Genomic DNA, 18,769 nt, shown 5'->3' on the forward strand with positions numbered 1-18,769 from the left:
GCTCCGGACGCCGCACCCGGTTGCTGCTTTCGGGTGACGCGCCGCTCGGCGGGCTCGGTGGTGCTCGTTTGAAATGGATTCAGGAATGAAGGGACTGCTCAATCGCCCGCCGGTTCGACCGGCTGATCGGGTGACGCCGTCGCGCCGCGACACCTGTCCGAACATGTCAGCGGACCAGCGGTGACCGGTGGAAACGATCCACATGTGGGGACAAGTGTGTGGACGGAACGATCTTGCGGACGCCGCACCGGTCTGTTGACTGCCGCTCAGATGTCCAGGAAGCGGACGTCACGAGCGTTGCGGGTGATGAACGAGCGCCTGGCCTCGACGTCTTCGCCCATCAGCACGCTGAACAGCTGGTCGGCGGTGGCGGCATCTTCCAGCGTCACCTGCAGCATCAGCCGGTGCGCGGGATCCATGGTGGTCTCCCACAGCTCCTTCGGGTTCATCTCGCCGAGACCCTTGTAGCGCTGCACGCCGTCGTCCTTGGGGAGCCGCCGGCCGGCCTCGTAACCGATCTTGATGAGCCCGTCGCGCTCCTTGTCGGAGTAGGCGAACTCCTCCTCGCCGCGGGTCCACTTCAGCTTGTACAGCGGCGGCTGCGCCAGGTACACGTACCCGGCTTCCACCAGCGGCCGCATGAAGCGGAACAGCAGGGTGAGCAGCAGGGTGCGGATGTGCTGGCCGTCAACGTCGGCGTCGGCCATCAACACGATCTTGTGGTAGCGCACCTTCGACAGGTCGAAATCGTCGTGGATGCCGGCGCCCAGCGCGGTGATCAGGCTCTGCACCTCGGTGTTCTTGAGAACCCTGTCGATGCGCGCCTTTTCGACGTTGATGATCTTGCCGCGGATCGGCAGGATCGCCTGGAACATGGAGTCCCTGCCGGACTTTGCGCTACCGCCGGCGGAGTCACCCTCGACGATGTACAGCTCGGACTTGCTCGGATCGGTGGAGCGGCAGTCGGCCAGTTTGCCCGGCAGGCCGCCGATCTCCAGCGCACCCTTGCGGCGCACCAGATCTCGCGCCTTGCGGGCGGCGGCCCGCGCCTGCGCCGACGAAACCGCCTTGTTGACAATCTGTTTCGCCTCGGACGGGTTGCGCTCGAACCAGTCGGTGAGCCACTCGTTGCAGGCTCGCTGGACGAAGCTCTTGGCCTCGGTGTTGCCGAGTTTGGTCTTGGTCTGACCCTCGAACTGGGGCTCCTGCAGGCGCACCGAGATGATCGCGGCAAGACCCTCACGGACGTCCTCGCCGGACAGCGCAGGGTCCTTGTCCTTCAACAGCTTTTTGTCTTTGGCGTACTTGTTCACCACCGAGGTGAGGCTGGTGCGGAAGCCCTCCTCGTGGGTGCCGCCCTCGTGTGTGTTGATGGTGTTGGCGAAGGAGTGCACGCTCTCGGTGTAGGTGGAGTTCCACTGCATGGCGATCTCCACCTCCATCGGCCGGCCGGCCGCCTCGCCGATCGACTCGAACGCGATGACGGACGCCTGGATCGGCTCCTTGGACGCGTTCAGGTGCTTGACGTAGTCGACCAACCCCTCCTTGTAGTGGAAGGTGCGCTCGATCGGCAGGTTCTTGCCCTTGGATTTGCTGGCCCTGTCTTTGGCGTCAGCCTCGGCGCCGGTGTCGTCGTCTTCGGCGGAAGTCGCTGCGCCCGAAGTGTTTTCGGCGTCGGCCTCGTCCAGATCGCGGGCCTTGGAGCGCTCGTCGCGCAGCACGATCGTCAGGCCCTTGTTGAGGAAGGCCATCTCCTGCAGCCGGCGGGAGATCGTCTCGAGGTTGTACTCGGTGGTCTCGAAGACGTTCGGATCGGCCCAGAAGGTGAGGGTGGTGCCGGTGCCCTTGGCCGGCCCAACCGTTTGCAGCGGACCGGCTTTGCCGTCGGTGTACTCCTGGCGGTACAGCTTGCCGTCGCGCTTGATCTCCACCTCGATCCGGGTGGACAGCGCGTTCACCACCGACACGCCGACGCCGTGCAGGCCACCGGACACCTTGTAGGAGTCGGAGTCGAACTTGCCGCCGGCGTGCAGCACCGTCAGCGCGACCTCGACGGCCGGCTTCTTCTCGGTGGGGTGCATGTCGACAGGGAAGCCGCGGCCGTGGTCTTCGACGGAGACGCCGCCGTCTTCCCGCAGGGTGACGATGACGGTGTCGTTGAACCCGGCCATCGCCTCGTCGACGGCGTTGTCGACGATCTCCCACACCAGTTGGTGCAGGCCGCGCTCGCCGGTGGAACCGATATACATGCCGGGCCGCTTGCGGACCGCCTCGAGGCCCTCGAGGACCTTGATCGATCCGGCGCCGTACTCGCCGTTCTTGCTGCCCTTGCTCTTGTTGGCCGCCACGCTGCTCCTTGCGATTGTGGTGAGATGGTGCTGACCAGCGCGAATCCCGTCCGGCGGGCCGGTGGATTTCGCTGGCGCAGACCGAGGCCGCTCCGGCGTCCGGCAGCGACGTCGAGGCCGGGTCCGGCGCCAGCTGCTGAAGCAGATTGCTGACGGTGGAAATCGGCCAGCGGCGACGCTGGACACCATTACGACGGTGGCACATTCCATCATACCGTTATCCAGGCCCGCATTGGCGTCTTACACCCCTCTGGTGTCGCCGTGGCGCGCCGAAATCGACGATATGCAACCAGGGCCCCGCAACCGGGCTCCCGCGACGCTCATTCGGCGCCCTGCAGCACGGTCCGGGCGCACGGCCGGCAGCGCCGAGCGCGGGTGCCGCCGGCCCTGCGGCGTCCGTCCTGGCACACCTTCGGGAGCTACCTCCGGAACCGGAAGAAACCGGCGTACCGGACTACGCAAGACGGCCCGACGGCGATAAACTGGCCGGTGGCGATGCGCCGACTCCACGGCAGTTGTGCGGACGCCGTCCCCGGACAGTCCCGGCGGACAACGAGCGGCGGTCGGGCCCTCGGAGGTGATTCAGCCGTGAGTACGTCACAGATCCACACCAAGCAGGCACGCCCCGGCGGTGCCGGGCACGCTGACCAGCGCCGGCGCCCCACCAAGGTGCTCGATACCAGCCAGGTCGATCTGGCCAGGGAGATTCTGGGCAGCCAGTACGTCAGCTACGACATGCAGATGCGCGACGACGGCCGCAATTTCCATGTGGTGCAGTACTCGCTGTCCTGCGGCTCCGTGCAGATCGACCGGATCATGCACCACAGTCCGATCTATCAGGTACCCAACGGTCCGCTGGGCGCCCACTTCGCGGTGATGGCCTCGTACGAGGGCGGTATCCGCGTCACCAGCGCCGGCGACGGCATCGACCTGCGCGGCAGCGGATCGGTGGTGCTGGACAACCGACGGCTGTTCCAGATGGACTGGACCTGGGACGCCAAGGCGATCCTGGTGCGCATCGAAACCACCGCGGTACGAAGGCATCTGGTCGATCTGCTGGGCGATGTGGTGCCGGCTGCCAGTTTCGAGTTGAGCGGTCCGCCGACCCCTCGGCACACCGCGCGGTGGAACGCCGCGGCCCGGTTCATCGAGCAGGCGCTGCAGTTTCAGCCGGAGCCGGAGGACATGTCGCTGTGGCGCGACGAGTTGGAGCGCTTCACCGTGCTGCACATGCTGACCACCCACCCGAACTCTCTGCTGAACGACCACGCGCACGCCACCCCGGCGCCGGCCAGCGACGCCGCCGCCAGGGCGGCTGCCGAATGGCTGCACGTGCGGTGCGACGAGCCGGTTCGGATGGGCGATCTCGCCAACGAACTCGGGGTGTCGCTGCGCGGCCTGCAGCAGGCCTTCCGCAGGCTGTACGGGCTGACGCTGCACGAGTACCTGCGCGAGGCCAGACTGCAGTCGGCGCATCTGGACCTGACCTCCGACGACGAGGTCTCCATCGCGAAGTTGCTTACCGGTGGGGTTTTTCGTCACCGTCGCGGTTTGCCAGGTACTACCGCGAATACTTCGGGACGCTGCCGTCCGAGGCCAACCGGCGCGGCTACGCGGTGGCCCCGCAGCAACAGCTGCCGGACGAGCTGCGGCCCGACGCGGCCGGTCAACGCGGCGCCGATACCGGCCGCTGACTGCCGGACCGAGCTGATCCGCCGGGTCGAGCTGATCCGGCGGGTCGGGCTGATCCGCCGGAACGGGGCTGACGGTCAGGCCCTGCCATGGTCCGCGTCGCTCAACACCTGAGCGACGGTCGCCCGGGTGACGGCCACCTGCTCCGCTCCGACGACGTCGGCCAGCCACGTGTCGAACTCGTCGATCACCCTGGTGGCGGCGGCCAGCGCGCGCCAGCCGGCGGCGGTCAGCTGCACCAGCCTGGCCCTGCCGTCGTCGGGATCGGGCACCACCCGCAGGTAGCCGCGGTCGGTGAGATACCGGATCTGTTCTCCCATCGCCTGTTTGGTGGTGTGCGCCCGCTGCGCCAGGGTCGACGCCCTGGTGCCGTCCGGGTCGATCGCCATGAAGACCGGGGCGTGCGCGGTGCGCAGCTCGGCGAACCCGGCAGCGGCAAGGCCGTCGTCCATCCGGGTCGCAAGTCGTTGCGCGGCAGCGGAAAACAGGCTGCCGAGCGGCAGCGGGCGGTCCCTGAGCGGGTTCGTTCGCCTGGACGTTTTAGTCAACTGCTTGACCATCCTTCTTCCGTCGCCTACCGTCGATCCTGTTAGTCAATCACCTTACCAATAGGAGCTGGCGTGGAGTGGATGGATCGACCACGGCTGATCGGCGGCCTTGGCTGGGTCGCGATCGGGCTTGCGCTGCAGGCGGTCTACTGGCTCACCGGCGGCCCAGCCGGCGCGGTCACCGCCGCGCTGGTGACCGTGACCGCCATCGCCGCGCTCCTGATGGCACAGCGCCGCCGGCCGCAGATCCGTTGGTGGGCAGGGCGAATCGTCGCCGGGCTGCTGGGCGCGGACTTCCTCGCCGCGGTCGCCGACCGATTCGGGTTGCTCGGCGCTCCCGGTGCGCCCGGAGTGTCGTGGGGCGACTGGGATCACTTCCTGCGCTACACCGACGGCATGCTGCCGGCCTGGGCACCGGCAGCGGTGGCGGCCATCGCGGCCACCGCCGCCGAACTTGCGTTGGGCGCGCTGCTGCTGGCCGGCGCCTGGTGGCGCTGGACCGGCAAACTCGCTGCCGGGCTGCTGACCACGTACGGCGTGGCGATGATCTACGGCTACGGCTGGACGTCGCCGCTGCAGTACGCAGTCCCCGTGCTGATCGGCGCCGCGCTGCTGGCCTCCGCGCGCGGTGGCCGGTCGGCCAATCGTCTCCCGAGCCGCGCCGGCGAGCCGGCGTCGTCCGGCCGGCGCACCCGCGCTGCGGCGCGTCCCACCGCACAGCAGAATGGGAATGGGCGAGTCGCGGCAGCACCCGCCCGGCCGTCACCCCGCAACTGATCGTCACCCACCAACAGCCAGGAGCTTTTGATGCCCACTCGCACCGCACGTACCGCTTGGAACGGAACCCTGCAGGACGGCTCCGGCCAGGTGGAGCTGTCCAGCTCCCAGCTGGGCACCTACCAGGTGTCGTTCCCGACCCGCTCCGCCGACGCGGCCAATGGCAACACCAGCCCTGAGGAACTGCTGGCCGCCGCGCACTCGGCCTGCTACGCCATGCAGCTGTCGGCGCTGATCGGCGAGGCAGGCGGCAACCCTGAGTCGCTCGAGGTGACCGCCGACGTCTCGCTCGGGCCGGACCCGGCCGGCGGCTTCAAGCTGACCGGCATCGCCCTGAAGGTGGTCGGCGAGGTGCCTGGCCTCGACCAGGCCGGTTTCGAGAAGGCCGCCGACGAGGCCAAGGCCGGCTGCCCGGTGAGCAAGGCGCTCACCGGTGTCGACATCACCCTGGAGACCGAGTACCAGTCCTGAGTCCGGCCGCGCCGCCGTGGCGCGCCAGGATTCATACCGGTGGCCGCGAGAGCGTCGAAATACCCCTGATCCGGGCAGTTTCGGCCGACTCGCGGCCACTGGTATGAATCGGCCCTGTCCCCGTGCCGACTCCACCCGGGCAATGAACCCGCCGTCAGATTCGCGCGCTTAAAGGTTTGAAGCCAGACCATTGACATCTCCGGCCTGCGGCTCCACACTGCTTAGGTCGTCGTGCCAGCTTCACCGCACTTGCCAGCACTCCAGCGCTGCCGGCCCGCGTCGACGGCGTCGCCTTTCTCGCACGACACCCTGCCCGCCCGTCCGTCGGAGGCCGTCATGCCGGAACCAGCCGATCGCTCCATCTCAGCCGATGCCGGCGAGGTCAGCCTGACCGCCGCGGCCGGCGCCGCTGCAACCGAGGTCGATCACGACGTCGACCCGGACGCCGCCCGGCTGGCCGAGATGGGCTACACCCAAGAACTGCACAGAGGGATGAGCGGCTTCTCCAACTTCGCCGTCTCGTTCTCGATCATCTCGATCCTGGCTGGCTGCATCACCTCGTACGGCATCGCGTTGAAATCCGGTGGGCCGTCGACGCTGGTGCTCGGGTGGCTGATCGTCGGGGTGTTCGTGTTGTGCGTTGCGATGGCGATGGCCGAGGTGTGCTCGCGCTACCCCACCGCCGGTGGGCTGTACTTCTGGGCCGGTGAGCTGGCGAAGAAGAACAAGCGGGCCTGGGCGTGGTTCGTCGGCTGGTTCAACTTCATGGGGGAGATCGCCGTCACCGCGGCCATCGATTTCGGCTGCGCCACCACCTGGATGGCGTTCATGAACCTGGTGTGGGGCACCGAGGTGACGGCCGGGCGCACCTTCGGTCTTTTCGTGATCATCGTGCTGGTGCACGCCCTGCTGAACACCTTCGGGGTGAGCCTGGTGTCGTTGCTGTCCAACGTGTCTGCCTGGTGGCACGTGTTCGGCGCGCTCATCATCATCGCGGTGCTGTGGATCCTGCCGGACAGTCACCAGTCGGTGGGTTGGACGTTGACCGGCTGGCACAACGAGACCGGCTGGACCTTCGGACCGTATGTCTTTTTGATGGGTCTGCTGATGGCCCAGTACACCTACACCGGCTACGACGCCTCCGCGCACGTCGCCGAAGAGACCAAGGGCGCCGCGCGCAGCGCCCCGCGCGGCATCGTGATGAGCGTGCTGGTCTCGGTGATCGGCGGGTTCCTGCTGCTGTTCTCGATCACCGCTGCCATCACCGACAACTCTCAGCAGGGGCTGACCAGGCTGGCCGCCACCGACACCGGCCTGCCGCCGGCGCAGATCTTCCTTGACGCGCTGAACAACCCGTTCATGGCGAAGTTCTTGCTGTTCATCGTGTGCATCGCGCAGTTCTTCTGCGGCATGGCGTCGGTCACCGCCAACTCCAGGATGACGTTCGCCTTCTCCCGGGACGGCGCGCTGCCCGGCTCGCGGATCTGGGCAAAGGTCAACCCGCGCACCGGGACTCCCACCAACTCGATCTGGCTGTGCGTCACGCTGTCGGTGATCCTGGCGCTGCCGGCGCTGTTCAACACCACCGCCTACCTTGCGGTCACCTCCATCGCCGTGATCGGCCTGTACATCGCGTACGTCGTTCCGGTGTTCCTGCGGCGCAGGCGATCCGACTTTGTCCCAGGGCCGTGGCACCTTGGCCGGTTCAGCGGGCTGATCGGTTGGGTGGCAGTGGTGTGGGTGGTCATCATCTGCGTGTTGTTCGTGCTGCCGCCCAGCAGCCCGATCACCGTCGACAGCTTCAACTACGCGCCGGTCGCGGTGCTGGTGGTCGCCGTGTTCGCGGCGGTCAGCTGGGTGCTCGGCGGGCGCAAGCACTTCATGGCACGACGGACCAGCGGCGGCCGCGCCGATCTTGAGAAGCTGTAGGCATGTCAGCGCTGTCCAAACCGTTGTCCACGCCGCTGTCCAAACCGTTGTCCAAACCCGAGCCCGAACTCGGGGCCGATCCGGGGGCCCAGCCGCTGGGTGCCGCGGTGCTCCGGCCGGTGCGCGCCCTGCACGCGTTCGAGTCGTGCGTCGAGCAATTGGGCACCGCGATTCGGCTCGGCGCGTACCCGCACGGGGCGGCGCTGCCACCCGAGCGCGAGCTGGCCGCGCTGATGGGAGTGTCCCGCGCGACGGTGCGGGAGGCCATCGCGGCGCTGCGGCAGGCCGGGCTGCTGGAGACCAGACGCGGTCGCGGCGGCGGCACCGTGGTGCGGCACCGCCCGGAGACGCCGGGCAGCGGCAGCGCCGCGAAAGCCCGTGCGCTGCCACGGGAACAGATGCTGGACGCGCTCACCTTCCGCCGCGTCGTCGAACCGGGCGCGGCCGCGCAGGCGGCGGCGCGGGTGGCCGCCGGGGAACTCGAACCGGACGTCGTCGAGACCTTGGAGCGCAGGCAGGCCGAGGTCTCGTCCGCCGGTGAACCGGCGCTGCACCGGCAGGCCGACTCCCGCTTCCATCTGGCCCTTGCGCAGGCGTCCGGCTCGCCGCTGTTGATGGACGCGGTGGCACGGACCCAGCGCGATCTGCACGAGATGCTGATCGCGATCCCGGTGCTGGCACCGAACATCGATCACTCCAACGAGCAGCACCGGCAGGTGACCGAGGCGGTGCTGGCCGGCAAGGCGACCCGCGCCCGCCGGGTGATGGAAGAACACTGCGACGACACCGCCGCGCTGCTGCGCGGCCTGATCGGCTGAGGACACCATGACTTCCGAGCCACACCAGCAGACCACGACCCGGTCGCGCCCGAACGAGCGCTTCCTGACGCTGGACGAGCTGGTCGCCGAGATCGACGCCGGCCAGATCGACACCGTCGTGCTGGCCTTCACCGACATGCAGGGCCGGCTGCAGGGCAAACGGCTGCACGCCGCCTACTTCCGCGACGTGGCGCGGGAGCACGGCACCGAGGGCTGCAACTACCTGCTCGCGGTTGACGTCGACATGAATACCGTTGACGGGTACGCGATCTCGTCGTGGGCGCGCGGCTACGGCGACATGGAGTTTGTTCCCGACTACTCCACCATCCGGCGGCTTGCATACCTGCCGGGAACCGTCTTGATCCAGTGTGACCTGGTCTGGCTCGACCACACCCCGGTGCGGCCATCGCCGCGCACCGTGCTGCGCGCCCAGCTCGACCGGCTGGCCGATCGGGACCTGGTGGCGCAGGCCGGAACCGAACTCGAGTTCATCACCTTCAACAACAGCTACGAGCAGGCCCAAGAACTCGACTGGCGGCACCTGACGCCGGCCAACCAGTACAACGTCGACTACTCGCTGCTGGGCACCAGCCGGATCGAACCGTTCCTGCGGGACGTCCGCAATCACATGTACGCGGCCGGCCTGGACACCGAATCCGCCAAGGGCGAGTGCAACTTCGGTCAGCACGAGGTGGGCTTCCTGTTCGCCGATGCGCTCACCACCGCCGACAACCACGCCGTGTACAAGACCGCTATCAAGGAGATCGCCGCCCAGCACGGCAAATCGGTGACGTTCATGGCCAAGTACGACGAGCGGGAGGGCAACTCGTGCCATATCCACCTGTCGCTGCGCGGGGCGTCCGGCGAGCTCAGTTTCTGGGGCGGCGGTGCGAGATCGACGCTGTACAACCAATTCGTTGCCGGGCTGCTCGCGACGATGGCCGACTTCACCCTGCTGTACGCCCCGAACATCAACTCCTACAAGCGGTTCGCCGACGGTTCGTTCGCCCCCACCACCATCGCCTGGGGTGAGGACAACCGCACTTGCGCGGTGCGATTGGTCGGCCGCGGCGCCTCCGCCAGGCTGGAGAACCGGGTACCGGGGGCGGACGTCAACCCCTACCTGGCACTGGCGGCGATGATCGCCGGTGGTCTGCACGGCATCCAGGCGCAGCTGGAACTGCCTGAACCGGTGGCGGGCAACGCTTATGCCAGCGATCTGCCTCGGGTACCGCGCACGCTGAGCGCTGCGCGGGAACGGTTCGTCGCCTCCGAACCGGCAAGGACGGCCTTCGGCGACGATGTGGTCGAGCACTACGCCAGAATGGCCGAGGTGGAGCTGGAGGCCTTCGACGCGGCCGTCACCGACTGGGAGTTGCGCCGCGGCTTTGAACGATTGTGAACTGCTGACCGGCGCTAAACCGTGCTGAACAGTGCTGAACAGCGCTGAGACGGTGCTGACCCACCGGCAGCCACCAGCGTGACGGCACCTCCCCCGAACTCCATGGCCCACCATCCACCCCCACGATTTCGAGAGGCACCGCGTGACCACGCTGATCAACCCGGCGACCGAACAACCACTGCCGCAACAGGTTCCGGCCAGCAACCTGGCCGAGACCGACGCCGCGATCGCCAGGGCCGCCGAGGCCTGGCCGGCCTGGGCGGCTCTGGCGCCGGGTGAGCGGGCCCGGTTGCTGCGCGGCTTCGCCGCCGTCGTCGACGCGCACATCGACGAGCTGGCACAGCTGGAGGTGGCCAACGCCGGGCACACCATCGGCAACGCCAGGTGGGAGGCCGGCAACGTTCGCGATTGCCTGAACTACTACGCCGGCGCCCCGGAACGCCTGGTGGGCAAGCAGATCCCGGTTCCCGGTGGCACCGATGTCACCTTCCACGAACCGCTCGGCGTTGTCGGGGTGATTGTTCCGTGGAACTTCCCGATGCCGATCGCCGCCTGGGGTTTCGCGCCTGCCCTTGCCGCCGGGAACACGGTGGTGCTCAAGCCGGCCGAGCTGACCCCGCTCACCGCACTGCGGCTCGCCGAGCTCGCCACCATGGCCGGAATCCCTGACGGGGTGTTCACGGTGATCCCCGGCCGCGGCGCCGTTGTCGGCGAGCGGTTCGTCACCCATCCCGACATTGCCAAGGTGGTGTTCACCGGTTCGACCAGCGTCGGCAAGCAGATCATGGCGGGCTGCGCGGCCCAGCTGAAACCGGTGACTCTCGAACTCGGCGGGAAGAGCGCGAACGTCATCTTCGACGACGCCGACCTGGCCGCCGCAGCCGCCAGCGCACCGTCCGCGGTGTTCGACAATGCCGGGCAGGATTGCTGCGCACGATCGCGGATCCTGGTGCAGCGCACCGTGTATTCGCAGTTCCTCGACCGGTTCCAGCAGGCCGTCGCCGATGTCAAGGTGCTCGATCCCGCTGACGAACGCAGCGAGATGGGCCCGTTGGTTTCGGCCCAGCAGCGCGAGTCGGTGCAGCGCTACCTCGGCGCAGCATCGGTGGCGTTCACCGGCCGCGCTCCCGACGGGCCGGGGTGGTGGCTGCCGCCGACCGTCGTCGAGTCCCGGTCCACCACAGAGCCGATCTGGCGGGAGGAAGTCTTCGGCCCGGTCGTCGCGGTGCTGCCGTTCGACGACGAGCAGGAAGCCGTTGCGCTGGCCAATGATTCGGAGTACGGCCTGTCCGGGTCGATCTTCACCAGCGATGTCGGCCGGGCGCTGCGGGTGAGCCGCGGCATCCGCAGCGGCAACCTGTCGGTGAACAGCCACTCGTCGGTGCGTTACTGGACGCCGTTCGGCGGTTACAAGCACAGCGGTATCGGCCGGGAGCTCGGTCCGGACGCACCGTATGCCTTCACCGAAGAGAAGAACGTCTTCATCGCGCACTGACCTGCTCGGCACATCCGTTGAACGTCAAGCAGTCTCGAAAGGATCTTGCAATGTCAGCACCTTCCACCGCTCGACCCGGCCGACTCGACGGGAAGGTCGCCGTCGTCACCGGTGGTGCCTCGGGGATTGGCCTCGCCAGCGTCAGGCGGTTCGTCGATGAGGGCGCCAGGGTGGTGATCGGCGACCTCGCCGACGATGCCGGCGGCCAGCTGGCCGAGCAGCTCGGCGGCCCGGAGGTGGCCCGGTACGTGCATGTTGACGTCACCGAGCCGGAGCAGGTGGCCGAGCTGTTCCGGGTGGCTAGTGACGAGTTCGGTTCGGTCGACATCGCTTTCAACAACGCGGGTATCAGTCCGCCGGAGGACGATTCGATCCTGGACACCGACCTGGCGGCCTGGCGCAAGGTGCAGGACGTCAACCTGACCTCGGTGTACCTGTGCTGCAAGGCGGTGCTGCCGTACATGCTGGAGCAGGGCCGCGGCTCGATCATCAACACGGCTTCGTTCGTCGCGGTGATGGGCGCCGCCACCTCGCAGATCTCCTACTCCGCCTCGAAGGGTGGGGTGCTGTCGATGTCAAGGGAACTCGGTGTGCAGTTCGCCCGGCAGGGCGTTCGGGTTAACGCGTTGTGCCCAGGACCGGTGAATACGCCGCTGCTGCAGGAACTTTTCGCCGCCGATCCGGAGCGGGCCGAGCGGAGGTTGGTGCACGTGCCGATGGGCCGGTTCGCCGAACCGGCCGAGATTGCCAACGCTGTGCTGTTTCTCGCCTCCGACGAGTCGTCGTTCATCACCGCCAATGCGTTCCTGGTGGACGGGGGCATCACCGGCGCATACGTCACCCCGATCTCGTGACGGCCGCCGCTGCCGGCGGCCAGCCGTTGGTGGGCCTGTCGTGTTATCGGGAACCGGCGCGCTGGGGAGTGTGGGACACCGCAGCGGATCTGCTGCCGACCGACTATGCGGACATGGTGGTGCGGGGTGGCGGTCTGCCGGTGCTGCTGCCGGCCGCTGACCGCCTGGCCGGCGCCCTGGCGACCGCGGCGGCCGCTGCGGTGAACCGGCTGGACGCGTTGGTGATCACCGGCGGCGCGGACGTCGACCCGACCAGGTACGGAGCTGCCGCCGGCCCGCTGACCGATCCGCCGCGCACCGACCGGGACGCCTGGGAGCTGGCGCTGATCGCCGCCGCCGACGCCGCCGGGCTACCGCTGCTCGGCGTCTGCCGCGGTATGCAGTTGATGGCCGTTGCCGGCGGCGGGACGCTGCACCAGCACGTCCCGGAGTTGTTGCGGGGCAGCACTGTTCACTCGCCGGGTGGCGACCGGTACGGCAGCGTCGAGATCGCTGTGCAGGCCGGCTCAGCGGTGGCAGCCGCGGTCGGCGACGGCGTGCGGGCCGCTTGCCATCACCACCAGGCGGTTGCCACCCACCCGGGATTCACCGCGGTCGCCCGCAGCGCGGACGGGGTGCTTGAGGCCATCGAGCGGCCGGGCGGCCGCTTCTGCATTGCGGTGCAGTGGCATCCGGAAACTGGGCGCGACGCCCGGCTCTTCCAGGCGCTGGTCGACGCCGGCCGCTGACCGGGCAGCCCAGCCTTCCAGGGTCAGACGTTGAACCTGTCGCGCAGGCCCTGAAACCTGAACTGCTGCACGTGATACGGCCAGAGAGTCCCGGTGTTCCACTGAGAGACGGCCAGGTGGAAGTCGTTGAGGGACGAGCCGGGAATCACGAACCCGCCGTAGAGCTGCGCGACCCCGGTGACCGATTCGTTGTCCCACGGAGCAATCTGCAACAGCGTGGTGCGCACCGCCTTGGTCAGATCGGAGGTCGGCTGGTCGAACACCATGGCGTCGATCCGGTAGTCGCCGACGTCGTCGCGGGAGGCGTGGAAGGTGAACAGCCACTTGCCGTCGACGGGTCGCAGCGTCATCTCGCCGAACCGGCCGCCCAGCACCGGCGTCGGCGGGTTACCCCATTGCCAGCCGGTGCCGGAGGTGAAGCCCCACGGCTGATATCGCCTCGGGTCGAGAATGTGCTGTTGCGGCACCCGGGACAGGATGATCCCGCTGTCCCTGGCGAAGGTGCTGCTCAGGATATAGACCATGCCGTCGGCCGGATTGACCGCCCAGGTCAACTGCTGGAACATCCTGCCCCACTTGCCGAATCCATCGGCGTCGGCACCTTGGGACGGGATGCGGCAACCAAGGTGCCAGCTCCGGCCGTTGTCGTCCGAGTACCAGTTCTCGGTCCGCCGCACGTTCGGGAAGTCGCCGTCGACCACCATCACGTGAACAACGAGGCGACTGCCGACGGCGATGATGTCCGACGGCAGGATGGTGGTGAAGCGCGGCGCGATCTGGTCGTACTCGATCAGCGATCGGGCCGCCCCGTTCGGATCCCGATCGGCTCCGACGGCACCGTCGAACACCACCTTCGAGTTCAGGTCGGTGGTGCTGGAATACAGGCCGACCGGCGCTCGATGGAAGGTGCCGTCCGAGGTGTCCTCGGCGAAGGTGTCGCCGAAGATGAAGAGCATTCGGCCATCGGGCGTCCGGATCGGCATCCCGAGATCGGTGCCGCCGACCCGGAATCGGCCGGTGTTGGCCGTGCCGGTGAGGTCGCCGATGAAGGTCGCCGTCAAACCATCCGTGGTCGGCGCGCTCTGCCCCGGCACCCGCCCTGCCGCCGCGGCCGCCGGGCCGGCGCCCAGCACCAGCCCGCCGACCGAGGCTCCCATGGTCAGCGCTGCCCCGCGCAGAAAGGCGGACCGGGTGAGGCCAGATGTCGGCCCGGCCGCGGCCCCGCGTTCATCCCTCATGATCATCCCTTGTAGGCCGGGTCGACGAACTCTGCAGAGCCGATCCGCGGCCAATAGATGTTGGCGCCCTCGAAGTCCTGCTCGAAGGCGTCCGCCGGCTGCCCCGGTTTCGCGTAGGACGCGGCGGTCAGGTACTCATCGCCCAGCGGAAAGCCGGTCAGCCACGGCGATCCGGGCCCGAACGGCACCCCACGCTCCCAGCCGGACGCGGCGTAGAAGGCGCGGATCACGCCCCTGACGATCCACGCCCTGCCCTGGTTCGGGTTGTAGTAGATGGAGGCGGGCAGGTCGGTCCCGGCGAAATGCTGGAACGCGCCACGGCCGTCCGGGGTCATGGCGTGGTCGGTGACCGGGAATCCGAGATCGCCCTGCTCCCAGCCGACGCTGCCGTACTTGTCCAGAATCAACCCGGTTGACCAGAACGCTTCGGGTTGGCCGTCCCGGTAGAAGAAAGTGCCACGCTCGAATCGCTGACCAGCGCCCAACTCTCGGGCCACCCGATACTCGTCGGACACCGGCCAGCCGAGCGGACCCTGCTCCCAGCCCCGCCCTTGCGCGTTGCGGACCGTCCCCCACTTGTCGAAGATCAAGCCGCGCGTGAAGAACGCCTCGGCCGAGGAGTCCTTGAGGTAGAACACGGCACGCTCGCACGTCTGGTACACCCCGCCGACCACCGACCTCCGGTCGGAGGTGACGGCACCGAAAACAGCTTCGCCGCCCGCGGACACGTACTTGTCGCGGATCGGACCTTCCAGCTGCGGCATACATCCTCCCGGATCTGGACGTCCGCCGGAGGTTAACACCGCCGGAGCAAGCGCGCAGCCGCGCCGACCTGACGCCGAACACCGTTGCACCGAACGGCAGCTGGCACACCAGCGGCATGGCGTGCCGTCGAACGGAGCCCGACACCCCCGCGCGCTGGCGCGCACCGCCGGCGATGCCGCACAGTAGAGCCATGCCGCTGGTCGCCGGGATCGACTCGTCCACCCAATCGTGCAAGGTCAGCATCCGCGACGCCGAGTCCGGGGCGCAGCTGCGCAGCGGTGCCGCTCCGCATCCCGCTGGCACCGAGGTCCACCCGCAGGCGTGGTGGGATGCGCTGCGGCAGGCCGTTTCCGACGCCGGCGGCCTCGACGACGTCGCCGCGGTGTCGGTGGGCGGGCAGCAGCACGGCATGGTGGCGCTCGACGGCGACGGGCAGGTGATCCGCCCGGCGCTGCTGTGGAACGACACCCGGAGCGCGCAGGCCGCCGAGCAACTGATCGCCGAGGTCGGTGCCGCGCAGTACGCGCAGCGCATCGGGGTGGTTCCGGTGGCGTCGTTCACCTGCAGCAAGCTGCGCTGGTTGCGCGACGCCGAACCGGAGAACGCGGCGCAGGTGGCGGCGGTGGCGCTTCCGCACGACTGGCTGAGTTGGCGGCTCCGCGGTTTCGGCCCGGAGCAGCCGCTGGGCCCGGCGCTTTCGCAGCTGGCCACCGATCGGTCGGATGCGTCCGGCACCGGCTACTTCGACCCGGCTCGCAACAGGTACGACGCTGAGCTGTTCGCCCTTGCGCTCGGCCATGACGCCGTGCTGCCAAGGGTTCTCGGGCCGGCCGAGCCGGCCGGGGAGCTGCCCGGCGGTGCCGCGATGGCACCTGGTGCCGGCGACAATGCGGCCGCCGCATTGGGTTTGCAGCTGGCGACCACCGACACGGCGGTATCGATCGGCACCAGCGGAACCGTGTTCGCTCCCACCGAGGTGCCGGTGCACGACCCGACCGGGACGGTGGCCGGTTTCGCCGACGCCCGCGGCGGGTTCCTGCCGCTGACCGCCGCGCTGAACGCCGCGCGGGTCATCGACACCGTCGCCGCCGTGCTCGGCGTCGACCGAGACACGTTGGCGCACTTGGCCTCCGAGGCGCCGCCAGGCGCGCAGGGGGTGGTGCTGATCCCGCACTTCGAGGGCGAGCGGACCCCGAACCTGCCGGCCGCCAGGGCCAGCTGGCACGGCCTGAGCATGGCCAACAGCACCCCCGCCAACCTGGCAAGGGCCGCCTTCGAGGGGATGCTGGCCAACATCAACATCGGCGTGCAGGCGGTACGAGCGGTCGGCGCCGCCACCGACCGCATCATCCTGATCGGCGGCGGCGCCCGCAGCGCGCTGACCGGGCGGGTGGCGGCGCAGGTGTTCGGCGTCGACATCGTGGTGCCGGAGCCGGGCGAGTACGTCGCCAGAGGCGCCGCCTTCCAGGCCGCATGGACGCTGCTCGGAGCCCCGCCACCGTGGCCGGCACCAGCGAGTGAGCTGATTCCCGCCGACCCTGAACCGTTGATATCAGAGCAGTTCCGCCGATACCTGCCGCATCGGTAGCCCGTGCCGGACCGGCCGCCGGGCGCCGGGGCTCCAAGTTGCGGCGCCGAAGCTGTGCACAACTCTGTTACAGCACAACGCCGATCGGCTCGCGCTTCTCGGCCTGGAAGCGATCTTCGGTGCGGCCGTAGGCCCAGTAGCCCGACAGCGAAAGGTCGCTGCGCGGAACCTGGCGCGCCTTCATCACGTCACGGATGGCCTTCATGCACTCCCGCTCACCATGAGCGAACACCTGCACCCGACCGGACGGCCACGGATGCGCAGCCACCGCGTCGGACAACACCGTCGAGGTGCCGGCGACCGTCGAACCCCGGTGCAGCCAACGGATGTCGAACCCGCGTGGCGCCCGCAGCGGCAGCTCGTCGTCCGGCCCGTACACCTCGAGGTAGGCGGTACCGACGGCGTCCGGCAGCTGGTCCGCCAGCTCCTCAAGGGCGGCCGCCACCGCGGGCAGCGCCGACTCGTCGCCGGCAAGGAGATGAGCGTCGGCGGCGGGGTCAGGACGGTAGGCGCCACCGGGGCCGGAGAACGCCACCAGGTCGCCCGGCTTGGCCGCGGCCGCCCACGGACCGGCGATGCCGTCGTCCCCGTGCACCACAAAATCGATAGCAAGACTATCCGCACCGACCGAGCGGATGGTGTACGTCCTGGTGACCGGCAGGTCCTCCGGCGGCAGCTGCTCGCGCAGCACGTCCAGGTCGTACGGCGGGATCAGCCCCAGCTCCGGCTTGGCGAAATGAATCTTCACGTAGTGATCGGTCTGCCCGTTGTCGGCAAACTCGGCCAGCGCCGGGCCGCCGATGTGCACCCGGACCAGGTGCTCGGTGAGCCGCTCGGTGGCGATCACCTCCATCACCATCGTGCGGCGCTTGCGGCGGGTCGGTGCGGTCATGCGGATCTCCTGTGCAACGTGATCGGTGAGCTCCGGGCGCCAGCAACGGTACCCGCTCCCAACTTAGGATAACCTTACTTGTGATGGAGAACGTCATGAGCGCGGATGGGAGCGTCGCTCGGGCACGACGATGCCCGCGCCGGCAGGCTGCCTGGCACGGGCATCGTCGAACAGACTGCCGACAACTGCTCAGGCGCCGCAGGTTCCCGCTCCCGCACCGGCCCCGCAGAAGGTGTTGCCGGCGACGGTCAGCACACCGTTCTTGAGGGTCACCGGGTAGGTGTGGGCGATCGCCAGGCGGTTGGTGTGCGTCAGGTAGACGGTGACGCTCTGGCTGCCGTCGCGGTTGCTGCGCAGGAAGCCCTCGGCGGTCTGCTGCTCCGCCGGGTCACCCACCGGCACGCTGTAGTTGCGGAAGCTGAACTTCACCTGGCCGTTGCCGGCGATGCTGAGGTGCCGGCCGTGACCGTCCCAGTTGCCCACCAGGCCGGCGAAGTGGGTGGCCAGCGGACCGGGCCGGAAGCCCGGGTGGTTGGTGTCGATGTTCTTGTACGACCCCACCGGCAGCGAGCCGACCTGGGAATAGGTGACCTTGGCCCGCAGCACGGTGCCGTTGATCGCCTTGGCCTGGAAGACGACCTGCTGTCCGGTGCCCGAGGTGCGGGTGATCACCCCAAGGATCGAGATGGTCCATGACGTGCTGCCGTCTTGGATTCGCCCCTCGAACGGCTTCATCGTCCTGTCGTTGACGGGGGTGCTCTGCGCGGCGGCCACCGCCGCGACACGGGTCGGTGCCGGGTTGCCGGCCAGCGCCGGACTGGTGGCCAACCCGGCAACGCCGAGGCCGACGGTGCCGGTCAAGGCGGCCAGCGCGACGGTCCTGCTGATCTTGCTGCGGAGCGTGGTGGTGATGCGGACTGCGGTGCTCATATCGATTCCTTTGCTAGGTATATGGTGTTCCCTGTTGGTGGCTGGAGATATGCGGTCCCGGACTGCTAAGTGAGCCTTGGCGGACCTGATCCCTTGCGGGATTTGGTGTTTGGGATAACGCGTGCTGCGAACTGCGGTGCCGACCTTGCGCGCTTGGTGACCTCGGTATGACGCCGTACCCGCTCCGGGGTTGTTCCCGTTGCGACACTTAGGTCAGAAAATTTTTCCCTGCTGGCCGCGCAGGCCCGGGCCACGCTCCCGGGGCCTGGCCGGGGTCGCGCGCCGGGGCCGGGC

The 18,769-nt window shown here is 68.6% G+C and carries 16 protein-coding genes; 10 read left to right on the forward strand and 6 right to left on the reverse strand.

The window, feature by feature from the left end; translation table 11 throughout:
- Positions 1–266: 266 nt before the first annotated feature.
- Positions 267–2,348: a DNA topoisomerase (ATP-hydrolyzing) subunit B gene (gene gyrB, locus HKD39_RS17165; RefSeq protein ID WP_171201100.1), complete on the reverse strand. Its 2,082-nt coding sequence runs from the start codon at positions 2,346–2,348 to the stop codon at positions 267–269.
- Between the two features lie 588 nt (positions 2,349–2,936).
- On the opposite strand from gyrB, the gene HKD39_RS19015 reads away from it, so the two are divergent.
- A complete protein-coding gene (locus HKD39_RS19015; protein ID WP_212754703.1) occupies positions 2,937–4,154 on the forward strand; it encodes an AraC family transcriptional regulator in 1,218 nt (405 codons plus the stop codon).
- Here the strand turns inward: HKD39_RS19015 and HKD39_RS17175 are convergent.
- Positions 4,118–4,588 carry a MarR family winged helix-turn-helix transcriptional regulator gene (locus tag HKD39_RS17175; RefSeq protein WP_171201101.1) on the reverse strand — a complete coding sequence of 157 codons (471 nt, stop codon included), beginning with the start codon at positions 4,586–4,588 and terminating at the stop codon, positions 4,118–4,120. The genes HKD39_RS19015 and HKD39_RS17175 overlap by 37 nt on opposite strands.
- Before the next feature lie 81 nt (positions 4,589–4,669).
- On the opposite strand from HKD39_RS17175, the gene HKD39_RS19020 reads away from it, so the two are divergent.
- The 8 genes from HKD39_RS19020 to HKD39_RS17215 all read left to right on the forward strand — a co-directional run bounded on the left by HKD39_RS19020 (position 4,670) and on the right by HKD39_RS17215 (position 13,062).
- A complete protein-coding gene (locus HKD39_RS19020; RefSeq protein WP_212754704.1) occupies positions 4,670–5,365 on the forward strand; it encodes a hypothetical protein in 696 nt (231 codons plus the stop codon).
- 30 nt (positions 5,366–5,395) lie between these two features.
- A complete protein-coding gene (locus HKD39_RS17185) occupies positions 5,396–5,836 on the forward strand; it encodes an OsmC family protein (RefSeq protein WP_171201102.1) in 441 nt (146 codons plus the stop codon).
- Between the two features lie 336 nt (positions 5,837–6,172).
- Positions 6,173–7,765, forward strand: coding sequence for an amino acid permease (locus tag HKD39_RS17190; RefSeq protein ID WP_171201103.1), 1,593 nt, complete (start codon positions 6,173–6,175; stop codon positions 7,763–7,765).
- 2 nt (positions 7,766–7,767) lie between these two features.
- The gene (locus tag HKD39_RS17195; protein ID WP_171201104.1) at positions 7,768–8,583 is read left to right on the forward strand and encodes a FadR/GntR family transcriptional regulator; all 816 of its coding nucleotides are present in this window, start codon (positions 7,768–7,770) and stop codon (positions 8,581–8,583) included.
- Between the two features lie 7 nt (positions 8,584–8,590).
- Positions 8,591–9,985: a glutamine synthetase family protein gene (locus HKD39_RS17200; RefSeq protein WP_171201105.1), complete on the forward strand. Its 1,395-nt coding sequence runs from the start codon at positions 8,591–8,593 to the stop codon at positions 9,983–9,985.
- A 142-nt stretch (positions 9,986–10,127) separates the two neighbouring features.
- Entirely contained in the window at positions 10,128–11,480 is a 1,353-nt protein-coding gene (locus HKD39_RS17205) for an aldehyde dehydrogenase family protein (protein ID WP_171201106.1), read from the forward strand.
- 50 nt (positions 11,481–11,530) lie between these two features.
- Positions 11,531–12,334 (forward strand): 3-oxoacyl-ACP reductase, encoded by an 804-nt coding sequence (locus HKD39_RS17210; protein ID WP_171201107.1) that lies wholly within the window; start codon positions 11,531–11,533, stop codon positions 12,332–12,334.
- Positions 12,331–13,062 (forward strand): gamma-glutamyl-gamma-aminobutyrate hydrolase family protein, encoded by a 732-nt coding sequence (locus HKD39_RS17215; RefSeq protein WP_171201108.1) that lies wholly within the window; start codon positions 12,331–12,333, stop codon positions 13,060–13,062. Before HKD39_RS17210 ends, HKD39_RS17215 begins: the two co-directional genes overlap by 4 nt.
- A 23-nt stretch (positions 13,063–13,085) precedes the next feature.
- On the opposite strand, the gene HKD39_RS17220 is transcribed toward HKD39_RS17215, so the two are convergent.
- On the reverse strand, positions 13,086–14,300 hold the full coding sequence (locus HKD39_RS17220; protein ID WP_171201109.1) for a glycoside hydrolase family 183 protein: 1,215 nt from the start codon (positions 14,298–14,300) through the stop codon (positions 13,086–13,088).
- Positions 14,301–14,302: 2 nt separating this feature from the next.
- Positions 14,303–15,064, reverse strand: a complete 762-nt coding sequence (locus HKD39_RS17225; RefSeq protein ID WP_171201110.1) for an LGFP repeat-containing protein — start codon at positions 15,062–15,064, stop codon at positions 14,303–14,305.
- Positions 15,065–15,255: 191 nt separating this feature from the next.
- Between HKD39_RS17225 and xylB the strand changes: the two genes are divergently transcribed.
- Positions 15,256–16,653 (forward strand): xylulokinase, encoded by a 1,398-nt coding sequence (xylB, locus tag HKD39_RS17230; protein WP_171201111.1) that lies wholly within the window; start codon positions 15,256–15,258, stop codon positions 16,651–16,653.
- A gap of 67 nt (positions 16,654–16,720) precedes the next feature.
- Here the strand turns inward: xylB and HKD39_RS17235 are convergent, their stop codons facing one another.
- Both HKD39_RS17235 and HKD39_RS17240 read right to left on the reverse strand, forming a co-directional pair.
- Positions 16,721–17,545, reverse strand: coding sequence for a siderophore-interacting protein (locus tag HKD39_RS17235; protein WP_171201112.1), 825 nt, complete (start codon positions 17,543–17,545; stop codon positions 16,721–16,723).
- A 189-nt stretch (positions 17,546–17,734) separates the two neighbouring features.
- A complete protein-coding gene (locus HKD39_RS17240; protein WP_171201113.1) occupies positions 17,735–18,475 on the reverse strand; it encodes a hypothetical protein in 741 nt (246 codons plus the stop codon).
- Positions 18,476–18,769: the final 294 nt, after the last annotated feature.

It is taken from the genome of Nakamurella aerolata (genome assembly GCF_013002705.1).
In the GTDB taxonomy this organism is placed as follows: domain Bacteria; phylum Actinomycetota; class Actinomycetes; order Mycobacteriales; family Nakamurellaceae; genus Nakamurella; species Nakamurella aerolata.